Genomic DNA, 13,300 nt, shown 5'->3' with positions numbered 1-13,300 from the left:
TGGGCGCATCTGAAGAGCCACAAACTGGGTCGAAGCATCATCAAGGGGCCCGAGCAGATGAAGAAGCTTGCGCTGCGCTTCATGCGCTCGCTGCAGAAAACTCCCGACATCGTTCGAGCATTTTTCAGGCATCCGAGCACCCGCTACGCGGCCGAATAGAATGTACGGTAACTAACGCACTTTTTAGTAATTCGGTATGGCTGCTGATTTTGCTGGCGCCGCTGCTCATGTTCATGCAGCGGGGTGTCATCGTGAAAGAGGAGCACTATCTCTTCAGGAAATTCGGCAGCGAGTACATGGCCTATAGTTCGAAGGTTCGGCGTTGGCTATAGCGTGCCCCATTTACCGGTCGATCCGGCGGATCTGCGCGAAAGGCCGTGCGGTCTGGGATCGGGCGTTGACGCTCGGAATTCGAGCGAAGGCCGGTGCATCGCGTTCGCTCTTGCCCTCATCACGCCGGGCTGCGACGGCGAAGACGCCCCGTTTTCTTCGGCGGATCTTTGATCCTCGGCCCCGTCGAGGGCAAGTCGGAAGAGGCGGATCATCCCAACCCGGTGCGGACCGTGATGGGTGAAAAGGTCCAGATGTCCTAACCCCGGGGCCCCGCCAGCGCATGTCAAGATAGTTGTCGGTGTGCCAAGAAGACACCCCCCCTACCATCGAGCCTCCCCATGACAAAATGGATCGTTATCGCCCTGGTCGCCTTTGTGGCCTTCTTCCACTGGAACTCCGGCCGTACCGCGCGCGCCTTTCAGAAGGCGACCGCTGAGCTGCAGCGGCGTGCGCCCATGGATCTGACACCGGAGGTGCGCCTGGAAAAGGCAGAGCTCAAGGGCAAGGAACTGGCTTTGTCCCTGACGCTGCTGGATGAAGAAGCGGATGCGCCCCAGGCTCAGCAGGGCCAGGGCATTCATCTGCTTAAGACGATGCTGACAAAGGGCTGGTGCGCCAACAAGGATCTCCGCCCGGCGATCAATGAGGGGTATGTGATTTCGGTAACCGCCAGGCGTGCCGACGGTTCGGTGCTTACCCGGCTGCAGGTGACGGAAGAGGAGTGCATCTGTGCCGTGCAAGGCGATGTCTGTGTGATCCGCTGAGAGGGTGTGAATAAATCTACTGCGCGGCCCGATTTCGCCCCTGCGATGCTCACCGTACTCTTGTACGGCTGCGCTTCTCCGGGCGAACTCGAACCGCTCGCTACGATTTCTTCACACCCTCTGAGCAGTCCCGGCCCGGATGCTTGCCAATAATGCTGTATATGTATACAGTTTTATTGGCTGTTCGCCCGCCACTATCTCACACCAGGAGCCCCCCAGCATGCTTGACCACATGACTTTCCGCGTAACCGACATTGCCCGGGCCAAGGCCTTCTACAGCGCGGCCCTTGCCCCCCTGGGTTACAGCGTCGTCTTCGAGGGCAACTATGGCATGAACATCCTGGGGTTGGCCTACCCCGACGCTTCCGAGCCCGACGGCAAGAAGGCCGACGTGTGGTTTATCGATGGCCCCTCCCCCTATGGCGGTCCACCGGCAACGACGGGCTGCCATCTGGCCTGGCGGGCCGAGAACCGTGCCCAGGTGGATGCCTTTTACCGCGCGGCGATTGCCGCTGGCGGCAAGGACAACGGTGCCCCGGGCCTTCGCCCGGAATACCACCCGCACTACTACGGGGCTTTCATCATCGACCCGGAAGGCAACAATATTGAAGCCGTGTGCCATCAGCCCGAGAATTGAGCCCTGGTTTGACTGAGGCCGCGCACTGACCTTTTCATCGAGGTGGAGCACGCCATGCCGTCCCGAAGAGACTTCATCTCCGCCTCGCTGGGGTCACTGGGCACCCTGGCAGGCTTGGCGTCGTGCTCGACGGCGCCCCGTCCCGACGACTACGAGCAGTGTGTCGAGCGCACATGGCGCCATGGCGGGGGTGTTTCGGGCAACCCGACAGCGCTGCAGCATGAGCTTGTGCGCTACGCAAGCCTGGCACCCTCAAGCCACAACACCCAGTGCTGGAAGTTCCACCTCGAAGATCACGCCATCTCGATCCTGCCGGACTTTTCGCGTCGCTGCCCCGCCGTTGATCCGGATGATCACCATCTTTTTGTTTCCCTCGGGTGCGCTGCCGAGAACCTGACCCAGGCTGCGCTGGCGAACGGGTTGAAGGGGCACGCCAGCTTCGACGCGGCGGCGGGCCACGGCGTGCGCGTGATGATGGAGCCGACGCGCCCCTTCCCATCGACGCTGTTCCAGGCCATCCCCGAGCGCCAGAGCACCCGCGGCGAGTACGACGGGCAGCCGCTCTCCCCGCAGGAGCTGCAACTGCTCGAGAGGGCGGGCACCGGCAGCGGTGTTGAGCTGATCCTGCTGACCGAACGGCAGGCCATGGAGGGCGTCCTTGAATATGTCGTTCAGGGCAATACCGCCCAGATGAACGACCCCGCCTTTGTTGATGAATTGAAACGCTGGATCCGCTTCAGCGGGGACGAGGCGGTGCGGACGGGCGACGGGCTTTATGCGGCCTCGTCGGGCAATCCGGCGTTGCCCCCATGGCTGGGCAGGCTGCTCTTCGATGTGTTCTTCACCCCGAAGAGCGAAAACGACAAGTACGCAAAGCATGTTCGCAGCTCGGCCGGCATTGCCATATTCGTCTCCGACACGCCGGGTCCGGCCCGGTGGGTGGAGGTGGGGCGTTGTTACGCGCGCTTCGCGCTCCAGTCCGCCGCATTGGGCATCCGCAATGCCATGCTCAATCAACCCGTGGAAGTCGCGACGCTGCGGCCCCAGTTTGCCGCTTTCTTGGGCATTGGAGCGCGTCGGCCTGATCTTGTCGTTCGTTTCGGGCGGGGCCCCAAAATGCCGCCCTCACTGCGCCGTCCCGTGGCGGCGGTGCTGGTTTGAGCCGGCACTGCAAGCGATGAGCCATTGATGAACACCCTCGCCATTCGCAGCATCAAGGCAGGCATGGCCTATTTTGCGCTGGTCTTTGGCGCAGGCTTCGTGCTGGGCGCGCTGCGCGTGCCTTTTCTGGTGCCCCGCCTCGGTGAACGCACGGCAGAACTCATCGAGATGCCCTTCATGCTTGTCGTGATCGTGATGGCAGCGCGCTTCATCGTCCGGCGTTTCGGTCTGCCCGGCACCGCGCCGGCTCGCCTGGGGGCCGGTCTTCTTGCGTTGGCGGTGCTGCTCGGCGCCGAAGTCCTGCTGGCGGTCCTGCTCCAGGATCGGACCCTTGGCGAGTATGTGGCCAGTCGCGATCCGGTCTCCGGCACCGTCTATCTGGCCATGCTGGCACTGTTTGCGGCCATGCCCCTGGTGCTTGCGCGGGTGGGGCCGGCTTCGCGGGGGTAAGCGCCCCATGGGGCTGTATTCCACCCCCATTCCACCCCATTTCACCCGTCTTCCCGGTGCATCAGCCCGGCCCCGGGTTCTACCACGCTTTTTCTGTCCCACACATCATGCCCACAGAGCGTATCTCCAAACTCCTCGACGACATCCGCCTTCTCGACGCCGGGCGCTTCGAGCTGGTTCAGGCGCTGAGAGAGATCATCCTCGGCCTTGCCCCATCGGTTTCCGAAGAGGTGAAGTACGGCGGGCTTCTGTTCTCGTCGGGCAAGCCGTTTTGCGGCGTCTTCTCCTACGCGAAGCACGTTTCGCTGGAGTTCGGGGAGGGCGCATCGCTGCCCGATGCGTTCCAGGTGCTGGAGGGCGCGGGCAAGTTTCGTCGCCATATCAAATTGCTGTCGGTTGAAGACATCCGCGGCAAGCATGTCCGGGACTATCTCGTCCTGGCGCTTGGGCTGGCGGCAGAACCCTGAGCGTGCGCATCTTCCCGTTGTCGGCTGGACAAGGCTAGAATGCGCCCCGGGCTGCCAGGACGCCCACCTCGCGAAAGCGCAAGCACCTTACATCGCAAGCCTTGCTTGCATACCCTCCGTGGCCAACGGCGAGACCGGCCACTCGACTTCGGAGTCGGTATGCCCATTTCATCACCCCAGCCGCCGTGCGCGGGTCAGATCTCTTCCGTTCAACTGGTGCTGCGCGAGGCAAGACGCCTCCATCGCGCCGCCGCCTCGGGCGCCCTTTCGGAGGCGCTCCCCATCCTCCGGCGGCTCTTGACAACCCGCGCCGTGACGGACCGGTCGCTACCCGGCCTCTTTCACGCCCGCGGTACCGTGCAGCGCAAACATGTACTCCGGGCTCTGGCCCGCGAAGCGGGGTACGCCAGTTGGGAGGACTACCGCCACGCCCTTCCACATATCGATGTCAGCCACCTTCAGCAGCTTGCCTCAGTGCAGCGCGGCACCTCGGTTCTGAAGCTCTGGTTCTCCGATACGTCGGCCGCAAGGCGTTTCGCCGCGGAACAGGGCGGGCAGGCCGTGCGTGTCGGCGTGCAGGCCGTGGTCCTTCCTGCCGCGCCATCCGACGCCGCGGAGGCGGGGCCGCCACTACGGCCGAGAGCATTGCCCGGCGCCTGAAGCCGACGGGCGTTCCTGCGCAGCGGGGCGCCTCAGACACAGGGAGGCGTGCCCGCCGGTGACGGTGGTGAATGCCGTTCTCATGCTGGCCTCTCGCCAGGATGTTGTGCAGAATCCAGCTTCCCCGGTGAAGACGCCAGATCCGTCCGGCTTTTACCGAGCCAACGGCCATCCCGGGCGGGATGGCCTCCAGCAACTGCACCCCATTGAAAGCCGATGCACAAGAAATCCGCACTCATCCCCCTCTACCATGCGCTTGCTGTGGTCGGATTGCTGGCCACCTGGTATTACAACGGCCAATACATTCTGGGCGGAGGGGGTCTGGCGCCCGCTGAGTTCTTCGGAGCCGCGTTTGCCAACGTCCTCACGACGGCCATTACCCTCGACGTGTACCTCGCGGCGGTGACCTTCTCCGTGTGGGTCGTTGTCGATGCACGGCGCAACGGCCTGAAACGGCCCTGGCTTTACCTGGCCCTCTGTTTCCTTGTCGGCCTGGCCATTGCCTTCCCGCTTTATCTTGCGCACCGCGAACGCGCCCTTGGCATGAAGGAAGGCTGGGCCTGACCGGCCTCGTTCGGAGTGATCCTCGCCCCGGGGCAAGCGCCAAGGACGGGGTTGGGCGCGTGGGCAGGTTCGCGCTAGCCGATGGTCCCCGGCTTGTTGCCCAGCATGGCGCGCAGGTTGGCAATGCGGGCCCGGGCGTCTTCTTTGGTCACCGGTTCGGCAGACTTGCGGTCGTTGCGCCGGATGCCCTCTGCGCCCATCTCGTCGATGAAGCGGGACGGGTCGCAGGTGCGTACTTCGCGGCCGGCCTTGCGGCGTTCGCAGTAACTGATGGTGAGGCTGCGCTGGGCGCGGGTGATGCCCACGTACATCAGGCGGCGCTCTTCCTCGATCTTGTCTTCGTCGATGGAGGACTGGTGGGGCAGCAGGCCCTCTTCAACGCCCACCAGGAAGACGTGCTTGAACTCCAGGCCCTTGGAGGCATGCAGGGTGGCGAGCTGGACCTGGTCGAGCTCTTCGTCGTCCTTGTCGAGCATGGTGATCAGGCTGATGGTCTGGATCATGTCCGACAGGGTCTTGCCATCTTCCTCGCCCTTGCGGCCCAGCCAGCCGGTGAAGTCGCCCACATTGCTCCACTTGGTTTCGGCTTCGCGGGGTTCGCAGCTTTCGTACAGCCAGGCCTCGTAGTTGATGGCCTTGAGCATGTCGTTGATGACCTGCCCGGCGGGCTCCCGCGGGGCGCGGTGGGCGATGCGGTTGATGAAGTGGCAGAACTCGCGCAGGCTCTCCAACTGGCGCGCGGCCACGTGCTCGGCGGCGCCTTCCTCGAAGACCGCGGTGAACAGGCTGATGTGGCGGTTGGCGGCGTAGTGGCCCAGGGCTTCGATGGTGGCCGGGCCAATGCCCCGGCGCGGCACGGTGATCGAGCGGATGAAGGCCAGGTCGTCATCCTCGTTGGCGATCAGGCGCAGGTAGGCGCACAGATCCTTGATCTCGGCGTTCTCGAAGAAGCTGCGCCCGCCGGAGATGGCGTAGGGGATCTTGTGGTTGCGTAGCTGCTGCTCGAACAGGCGGGCCTGGTGGTTGCCCCGGTAGAGGATGGCGTAGTCCTTGAAGTGGGTGCGGTGCTCGAACTTGTGGGCGGAGATCTTCATGACCACCGATTCGGCCTCGTGCTCGGGGGTCTGGCAGGCCACCACGGTCACCGGCTCGCCGGCGCCGTGCTCGGACCACAGCTTCTTCTCGAAGAGCTTTTCGTTGTTGGCGATGACGGTGTTGGCGGCGTGCAGGATGCGGGTGGTGGAGCGGTAGTTCTGCTCCAGCTTGATGACCTTGAGCTTGGGGTAGTCCACCGGTAGCTGGCGCAGGTTCTCCACGTCGGCGCCGCGCCAGGCGTAGATGGCCTGGTCGTCGTCGCCCACGGCGGTGAAGGCGCCGCGCACGCCGGCCAGCAGCTTGAGCAGGCGGTACTGGGCGCGGTTGGTGTCCTGGTACTCGTCCACCAGCAGGTAGCGCAGCTTGTTCTGCCAGCGCTCGCGCACCTCGGGGTGTTCGTCGAAGAGCTTCACCGGCAGGCGGATGAGGTCGTCAAAATCGACGCCATGGTAGGCGCGCAGGGTCTTGTCGTACTCCTGGTAGAGCAGCGCGGCGGACGAGGAGATCTCGTCATTGGCCAGGTGGGCGGCTTCGTTGGGCTCGATGAGGGCGTTCTTCCAGCTGGAGATCTGCCACTGCAGGGCCTTGGCCCGGTTCTTGTCAGTGCTGCCGATCATCTCGGCGATGATCTGGGTGGTGTCCGACGCGTCGAGGATGGAGAACTGGGGCTTGAGGCCGAGCAGCTTGGCCTCCTGGCGCACGATGCGCACCCCGAGGGCGTGGAAGGTGCACACCGTCAGCCCCTTGGTGGCGCGGCCGCCCATGAGCTTGTTGATGCGCTCCAGCATCTCCTTGGCCGCCTTGTTGGTGAAGGTGATGGCCGCGATGTTGTGGGGGTTGAAGCCGCACTCGGTGATCAGGTAGGCGATCTTCTGGGTGATCACCCGCGTCTTGCCCGACCCGGCACCGGCCAGCACCAGGCTGGGGCCGTCCAGGTAGTGGATGGCTTCGCGTTGGGGCGCGTTGAGGAGCAGGGCAGACATGGGGTGTGCATCGGGTGAAGCGGGAGGGCATTCTACCGTGCCCGCCGCAGGGGGCGACCTCCTTCGGCTGTTGGCCGGGGCTGCGTTCAGCGCGGAGGCGGAAGTTGATCGGCGAAGGCGGCGGCCGGCATGGGGCGGCCGAAGTAATAGCCTTGGGCATAGTCACAGCCGAGCAGGCGCAGGTCGTGGGCGATGTCGGCGGTCTCCACGCCTTCGGCGAGCACGGCGATCTTGAGGCTCTTGGCCATCTGGATCACCGCCCGCACGATGGCGCCGGCATCCGGATCGGTGGGCAGGTCGCGGACGAAGGACTGGTCGATCTTGAGTTTTTCGACGGCAAAGCGGCGCAGGTAGGCGAGACTGGAATAGCCGGTGCCGAAGTCGTCAATGGCCAGGCGCAGGCCCATGGCATGGAGCTGGCGCACCGTGGCGAGAACCTGCTCGGTGTCCTTGACCAGCACGTTCTCGGTGATTTCGAGTTCGATCAGGGCGGGGTTGGCGCCGCTGTCGGCTAGGGCAAGGCGCACGGTCTCCACCAGGTTGCCACGGGCGAACTGGAGAGGGGAAAGATTGACGGCGAGAACCAGGTCGCGGTGTCCGGCGTCCTGCCAGGCGCGGGCCTGGCGGCAGGCTTCGCCCAGTACCCATTCGCCGATTTCGACGATCAGACCGCTGTCTTCGGCAACCGGAATGAAGACGCCAGGGGGCTGCATGCCCAGCTCGGGGCAGTTCCAGCGGATCAGGGCCTCGGCGCCGACGATTGCGTTGTTGCCCAGATCGATCAGGGGCTGGTAGTGGAGGACGAATTCGTTGCGTTCAAGGGCGCGGCGCAGGCGGTTCTGGATGTCGAGGCGCTGCACCGCGTCTTCGTTCATCTGCTGGGAGTAGAAGCGGAAGGTGTTGCGGCCGGCTTCCTTGGCGTTGTACATGGCCGCGTCCGCGTTGCGGATGAGGGTGTCGAAATCCGTACCGTCCTCCGGGTACACGGCCAGGCCGACGGAGCAGGACAGGCTCATCTCCTGGCCGGCGAGGAGGCAGGGCCGGGCCAGGGTGTGCATGATCTTTTCGACGATGGGGGCGATGTCGTCGCTGTCGCGGATATCGGTGAGCAGGACGAGGAACTCGTCACCGCCCTGCCGGCTGACCGTGTCGGTGTCGCGGGTGGTGCTGCGCAGGCGGTCGGCGCAGGTCTGCAGCAGGGCGTCGCCTGCTGGGTGGCCGAGGCTGTCGTTGATGTGTTTGAAGTGGTCCAAGTCGAGGAGCAGCAGAGCAACCCGGGTTTCGGCCCGCACGGCGTGGGCAAAGGCCTGTTCGGCCCGGTCGCGGAGGAGGAAGCGGTTGGGCAGGCGGGTGAGCAGGTCGTGGCGGGCGAGGAATTCGGCACGTTCCTCGGCGGCCTTGCGGTCGGTGAGGTCGGAGAGCATCGCCACGTAGTGGAGGATGCGGTGATCATCGTCGCGGACGGTGGAGATGGACAACCATTGGGGAAAGATCGCCCCGTTGCGGCGGCGGTTCCAGGCTTCGCCGTTCCAGTGGTTGGTGTGGGCAAGCTCGTTGAGCAACTCGTCGAGGAAGCCAGAGGCATGGTGGCCGGGGTCGATCAGCGCGGCTTCGGTGCCGATGACTTCTTCGGCTGCATAGCCCGTGAGGTCGGTGTATGCCCGATTGACCGAAATGACCCGGCGTTCGCCATCGGTGATCAGGATGGCGTCACGGCTTTCACTGAACACCGTGGCTGCGAGCTGGAGCTGGCTGTGCTGGCGTCGGGTGGCGCTGATGTCGCGGGAGGTGCCTTCGACGCCAACGGGTCTGCCATCCGCGTCGCGCAGGTAGTTGGCGTTGGTGGACAGCCACACTTCGCGCCCATCCTTGTGGCGCAGACTGTATTCATAGCCGTGCAGGCGGCCGCCGGAGGCGGCAAGGGCGTTCATGAAGGCGTCGCGGGTGGCACGGCCCCCCACGTAGAGGTCGGCAGCAAGGGTGCCGATGAGTTCATCGGGGTGATAGCCGAGCAGTTGCTGAATCGATGGGGACAGGCGCAGCAGACGGCCGGAGGCGTCGGTGCGGTAGTAGGTGTCCTGCAGGTTGTAGAGGATGGCGCGCAGCTCGGCTTCGTGGGGCGCCGCGAGGGCTTCGACGGCGCGCAGGTCGGTGATGAAACCGGCGGAGCCGCTGACCGAGCCGTCCGCTTCGTTGTAGAGGGTGATGGTGCTGATCAGGGTGGGGATGACGCTGCCGTCCCGGTGCATGAGTTCAAGGCGGTAGTTGCGTCGATCACTGCTGGCGATGCGCTCGATCTGGCGGCGCAGCAGGCCCCGGCTTCCCGCGTGGACGAAATCGGTGGTGTGGCGTCCGATGAGGTCACGAACGTTGTGACCCAGAAGCCTGGCCAGGGTGTCGTCGGCGGCAACGAAGCAACCGCGCGCGTCGGTAACGAAACAACCGTCCGTTGACCGGGCGATGAGCTCGCTGTGTACCCTGTCCCGATCGGGGATCGGCGGCCCGAGTGGGGGGTGGAAGGGGAGTGGCAGGTCCATGATCGGGGAATGAGGATTTCCCCGAATATCGGCATGGTCTGCCAAAACTTGAAACCGTCGCCCCGGGTGAGCGGGGCGGCGGCTTCTCAGGCGGCAAGCCCGAGGCGTTGGCACAGGGCGAGCGTCGGCCCCGCCTGGTTCATGCTGTAGAAGTGGAGGCCGGGTGCCCCTTCGGCGATCAATCTCTCGCAGAGTTCGGTGACCACGTCGAGACCGAAGGCCTTGATGGCGTCACTGTCGTCGCCGAAGGCTTCGAACTTGCGCCGCATCCAGCGCGGGATCTCCGCACCACAGGCATCCGAGAAGCGCGCCAGTTTGGAGAAGGACACGATGGGCATGATGCCTGGCATGATGGGCACGCCGATGCCCAGGGCGGTGCACTCGTCGCGGAAGTGCAGGTAGGCGTCCAGATTGTAGAAGTACTGGGTGATCGCCGAGTCGGCGCCGGCGTCCACCTTGCGCTTGAAGGCCAGCAGGTCGTCCCGGGGGCTGCGGGCCTGGGGGTGGTATTCCGGGTAGGCCGCCACTTCGATGTGGAAGTGATCACCCGTCTCGGCGCGGATGAACTCCACCAGCTCGTTGGCAAAGCGCAGTTCGCCGGCAAAACCCACTCCGGACGGCAGATCACCGCGCAGGGCGACGATGCGGCGGATGCCGCTGCTCTGGTAGCGCTGCAGGATCTCGAGGATATGCGCGCGGGTGGAACCGATGCAGGACAGGTGCGGCGCCGCCTGGTGGCCTTCGCGCTGGATCTCGGAGACCGCTTCGAAGGTGCGTTCCTGGGTGGAGCCGCCGGCCCCGAAAGTAACCGAGAAGAACTCGGGCTTGAGCACGGCCAGCTTGCTGCGCACGACTTTGAGCTTGTCGGCGCCCTCGGTCGTCTGGGGCGGAAAGAATTCGATGGAGATGGGGGTCTTGGTGGACACGGTGGTTCCTCGCAGGCCCGCCGGCAGGGCATGCCGGGCGGGCGTGGATCACGGCAGCGGTGCGGGGTGAGCCCACCCCGGGGTGCCGGGCTCAGTAGCGGTAGTGCTCGGCCTTGTAGGGGCCTTGCTTGGGTACGCCGATGTAGGCGGCCTGCTCGTCGGTCAGTTCGGTGAGCTGGGCGTTGAGCTTCTTCAGCTGCAGGCGCGCCACCTTCTCGTCCAGGTGCTTGGGCAGTGTGTAAACGCCCACCGGGTAGTCGGCGCTGCGGGTGAAGAGCTCGATCTGGGCGATGGTCTGGTTGGCGAAGGAGCTGGACATCACGTAGGACGGATGGCCGGTGCCGCAGCCCAGGTTAACCAGGCGACCCTTGGCCAGCAGGATGATGCGCTTGCCGTCCGGGAAGATGACGTGGTCCACCTGGGGCTTGATCTCTTCCCACTGGTACTTCTCGATGGAGGCGACGTCGATCTCGTTGTCGAAGTGACCGATGTTGCAGACGATGGCCTGGTCTTTCATGGCGGCCATGTGGTCGTGGGTGATGACGTGGAAGTTGCCGGTGGTGGTGACAAAGATGTCGGCCAGGCTGGCGGCGTATTCCATGGTGACCACGCGGTAGCCTTCCATGGCGGCCTGCAGGGCGCAGATGGGGTCGATCTCGGTGACCCACACCTGGGCCGACAGGGCGCGCAGGGCCTGGGCCGAGCCCTTGCCCACGTCACCGTAGCCGCACACCACTGCGACCTTGCCGGCGATCATCACGTCGGTGGCACGCTTGATGCCGTCCACCAGGGATTCGCGGCAGCCGTAGAGGTTGTCGAACTTGGACTTGGTGACCGAGTCGTTCACGTTGATGGCCGGGAACTTGAGCTCGCCGCGCTGGTGCATCTGGTACAGGCGATGCACGCCGGTGGTGGTCTCTTCGGTGACGCCCTTGATGGCGGCCAGGCGCACGGAGTACCAGGTCGGGTCCACGGCCAGCTTGGCCTTGATGGCGGCAAAGAGGATGGTCTCTTCTTCGGAGGACGGCTTGGCGATGACCGACAGGTCCTTCTCGGCGCGGGCGCCCAGGTGCAGCAGCAGGGTCGCGTCGCCGCCGTCGTCGAGGATCATGTTGGAGAAACCCCCGTCGGCCCACTCGAAGATGCGGTGGGTGTAGTCCCAGTAGTCGGTGAGGGACTCGCCCTTGACCGCGAACACGGGGATGTTCTGGGCGGCAATGGCGGCCGCGGCGTGGTCCTGCGTCGAGAAGATGTTGCACGAGGCCCAGCGTACTTCGGCGCCGAGGGCGGTCAGCGTCTCGATCAGCACGGCGGTCTGGATGGTCATGTGCAGGGAGCCGGTGATGCGCGCACCCTTGAGGGGCTGGGCCGCGGCGAACTCGTCGCGGATGGCCATCAGGCCGGGCATCTCGGTTTCGGCGATCTTGATCTCCTTGCGGCCCCAGTCGGCCAGGGAGAGATCGGCGATGACAAAATCGGTGAACTTTTCAGCCACAGTGTTCATGAGAACTCCTCGAACGTGTGGCCGGGAAGGGACTACGGGTGGCTGATCATCGAGGGCTCACCACGTCTCCCCGTGCCCGGCACGGGTTTGCAAACAAAGCATGGACGGGTGAGCGCGGTTGCTGGTGCCGATGTGCTGGCACTGACATCGAGCCTGGGACTGCGGGCGTTGCACCCGGCGGTCTTGCAGCGCTCCTCGAATCTAGACTTGGATTATAGCGGAATTCACGGGTGGGAATCGAGTGGCTTGGCGTTAAGAGGCGGAGAGTGTTGTCTGCTCAAACATTAATGATTATTATTCTCATATATGTATTTTGCTCCCACTTTTTGATGCGTGGCGATAGCCCGTATGGTTGTAGTTCGGCCTTGAACCGTTTGCTGGCCGCCCGTGCCCAGAATATGAAAATCATGAAACGACTCTTTTCCGCCGCTCTCTTCGGCGCGCTCTCCGCCTGTGGCGGTGGGGGCAGTCCGGGTGCGGGCGAGTTGCTTCCGGCATCGTCTCCCGGAACCTCTGCTTGGGGAGCTCAGGGATTGTGGAGGGGGGGTGCCGGGGACGGCCGGAGTGTGATGGGCTGGTCCCTGCCTGATGGAACTTACTGGTGGCTGTATTCGAAGCCCGGCGTGCCGGCCGTCCTGGGAGGGGTGTTCCAGGGGAGTTTTGTGGCAATGAACGGCAACTTCTCCAGCCCCGCGGGCCACGATTTCAACCTCGAACTGCTGGGAGTGCGGCCTCTGCTTGTTGCGGGATCTTATGCCGAGAAAGCCAGCTTTGGCGGCACGGGCACAATCCCTGCGGCCACCGTCGATGGTGTTGCGACGTCCTTCCCCATAACCCTGGGTTATGACGTTCGCTACGAATCGCAGCCCCTGAACGGTGGGGTGCCCGAGGGGGATTTCAAAGGTGCGGTCGCCTCGCCGCTGCGCAGTACGGTGGCTGCCGTGCTGAAATCAAAGGAGTCGGAAAAGTCGAAAAGCGCCTCCGTCACTCTGGATGTAAGCACTGCGTCCGAGGAGTGCAGGTTGGAGGGTAGCCTGACCGCCAGCAACGCCTCACTGCTGATCTATACGGTTGTCCTGGCCCCAGTCTCCGGCGTTTGTCCATTCCCCATGCTGAGACCGGGAAGTGCATATTTCGACCGTGACACCCGCAAGTTGCATGTGGTTGTGCCAGGTTTTGCAAATACCGATGCCCTGGTCTTTGTCGGAAGCCTCTGAGC

Annotated in this window: 12 protein-coding genes and 1 riboswitch; of the genes, 8 read left to right on the top strand and 4 right to left on the bottom strand. The window is 64.3% G+C overall.

The genetic code is table 11. The features are described from left to right. The first annotated feature begins 671 nt into the window (after nt 1-671). From J0L98_RS13685 to J0L98_RS13655, 7 genes are all read left to right on the top strand, one after another. Nucleotides 672-1,097: a hypothetical protein gene (locus J0L98_RS13685; protein ID WP_296412328.1), complete on the top strand. Its 426-nt coding sequence runs from the start codon at nt 672-674 to the stop codon at nt 1,095-1,097. Between the two features lie 220 nt (nt 1,098-1,317). Then, nucleotides 1,318-1,734, top strand: coding sequence for a VOC family protein (locus J0L98_RS13680; protein WP_296412327.1), 417 nt, complete (start codon nt 1,318-1,320; stop codon nt 1,732-1,734). Between the two features lie 54 nt (nt 1,735-1,788). Continuing rightward, complete coding sequence (locus J0L98_RS13675) at nt 1,789-2,895, top strand: Tat pathway signal protein (RefSeq protein WP_296412326.1); 1,107 nt, start codon at nt 1,789-1,791, stop codon at nt 2,893-2,895. A gap of 27 nt (nt 2,896-2,922) precedes the next feature. Beyond that, the gene (locus tag J0L98_RS13670) at nt 2,923-3,345 is read left to right on the top strand and encodes a hypothetical protein (RefSeq protein WP_296412325.1); all 423 of its coding nucleotides are present in this window, start codon (nt 2,923-2,925) and stop codon (nt 3,343-3,345) included. Between the two features lie 107 nt (nt 3,346-3,452). Further along, on the top strand, nt 3,453-3,812 hold the full coding sequence (locus J0L98_RS13665) for a DUF1801 domain-containing protein (protein ID WP_296412324.1): 360 nt from the start codon (nt 3,453-3,455) through the stop codon (nt 3,810-3,812). Nucleotides 3,813-3,971: 159 nt separating this feature from the next. Continuing rightward, nucleotides 3,972-4,472, top strand: coding sequence for a hypothetical protein (locus tag J0L98_RS13660; RefSeq protein WP_296412323.1), 501 nt, complete (start codon nt 3,972-3,974; stop codon nt 4,470-4,472). 216 nt (nt 4,473-4,688) lie between these two features. Then, nucleotides 4,689-5,036 carry a DUF2834 domain-containing protein gene (locus J0L98_RS13655; RefSeq protein WP_296412322.1) on the top strand — a complete coding sequence of 116 codons (348 nt, stop codon included), beginning with the start codon at nt 4,689-4,691 and terminating at the stop codon, nt 5,034-5,036. 74 nt (nt 5,037-5,110) lie between these two features. Here J0L98_RS13655 and J0L98_RS13650 read toward each other — a convergent pair whose 3' ends face one another. The 4 genes from J0L98_RS13650 to ahcY form a co-directional block, all read right to left on the bottom strand. Then, nucleotides 5,111-7,114 (bottom strand): UvrD-helicase domain-containing protein, encoded by a 2,004-nt coding sequence (locus tag J0L98_RS13650; RefSeq protein WP_296412321.1) that lies wholly within the window; start codon nt 7,112-7,114, stop codon nt 5,111-5,113. 86 nt (nt 7,115-7,200) lie between these two features. Next, nucleotides 7,201-9,651, bottom strand: coding sequence for an EAL domain-containing protein (locus J0L98_RS13645; RefSeq protein WP_296412320.1), 2,451 nt, complete (start codon nt 9,649-9,651; stop codon nt 7,201-7,203). A gap of 86 nt (nt 9,652-9,737) precedes the next feature. Continuing rightward, nucleotides 9,738-10,577, bottom strand: coding sequence for a methylenetetrahydrofolate reductase [NAD(P)H] (metF, locus tag J0L98_RS13640; RefSeq protein ID WP_296412319.1), 840 nt, complete (start codon nt 10,575-10,577; stop codon nt 9,738-9,740). Between the two features lie 91 nt (nt 10,578-10,668). Further along, nucleotides 10,669-12,081 carry an adenosylhomocysteinase gene (gene ahcY / locus J0L98_RS13635; RefSeq protein WP_296412318.1) on the bottom strand — a complete coding sequence of 471 codons (1,413 nt, stop codon included), beginning with the start codon at nt 12,079-12,081 and terminating at the stop codon, nt 10,669-10,671. A gap of 103 nt (nt 12,082-12,184) precedes the next feature. Then, nucleotides 12,185-12,284, bottom strand: a riboswitch (S-adenosyl-L-homocysteine riboswitch). Nucleotides 12,285-12,650: 366 nt separating this feature from the next. Here ahcY and J0L98_RS13630 point away from each other — a divergent pair. After that, on the top strand, nt 12,651-13,298 hold the full coding sequence (locus J0L98_RS13630; RefSeq protein ID WP_296412317.1) for a hypothetical protein: 648 nt from the start codon (nt 12,651-12,653) through the stop codon (nt 13,296-13,298). Nucleotides 13,299-13,300 lie beyond the last annotated feature (2 nt).

The organism is Zoogloea sp. (assembly GCF_017302315.1).
In the GTDB taxonomy this organism is placed as follows: domain Bacteria; phylum Pseudomonadota; class Gammaproteobacteria; order Burkholderiales; family Rhodocyclaceae; genus Zoogloea.
The sequence above is the reverse complement of the archived record's forward strand: the minus strand, read 5'-3'. Positions and strand labels throughout refer to the sequence as shown.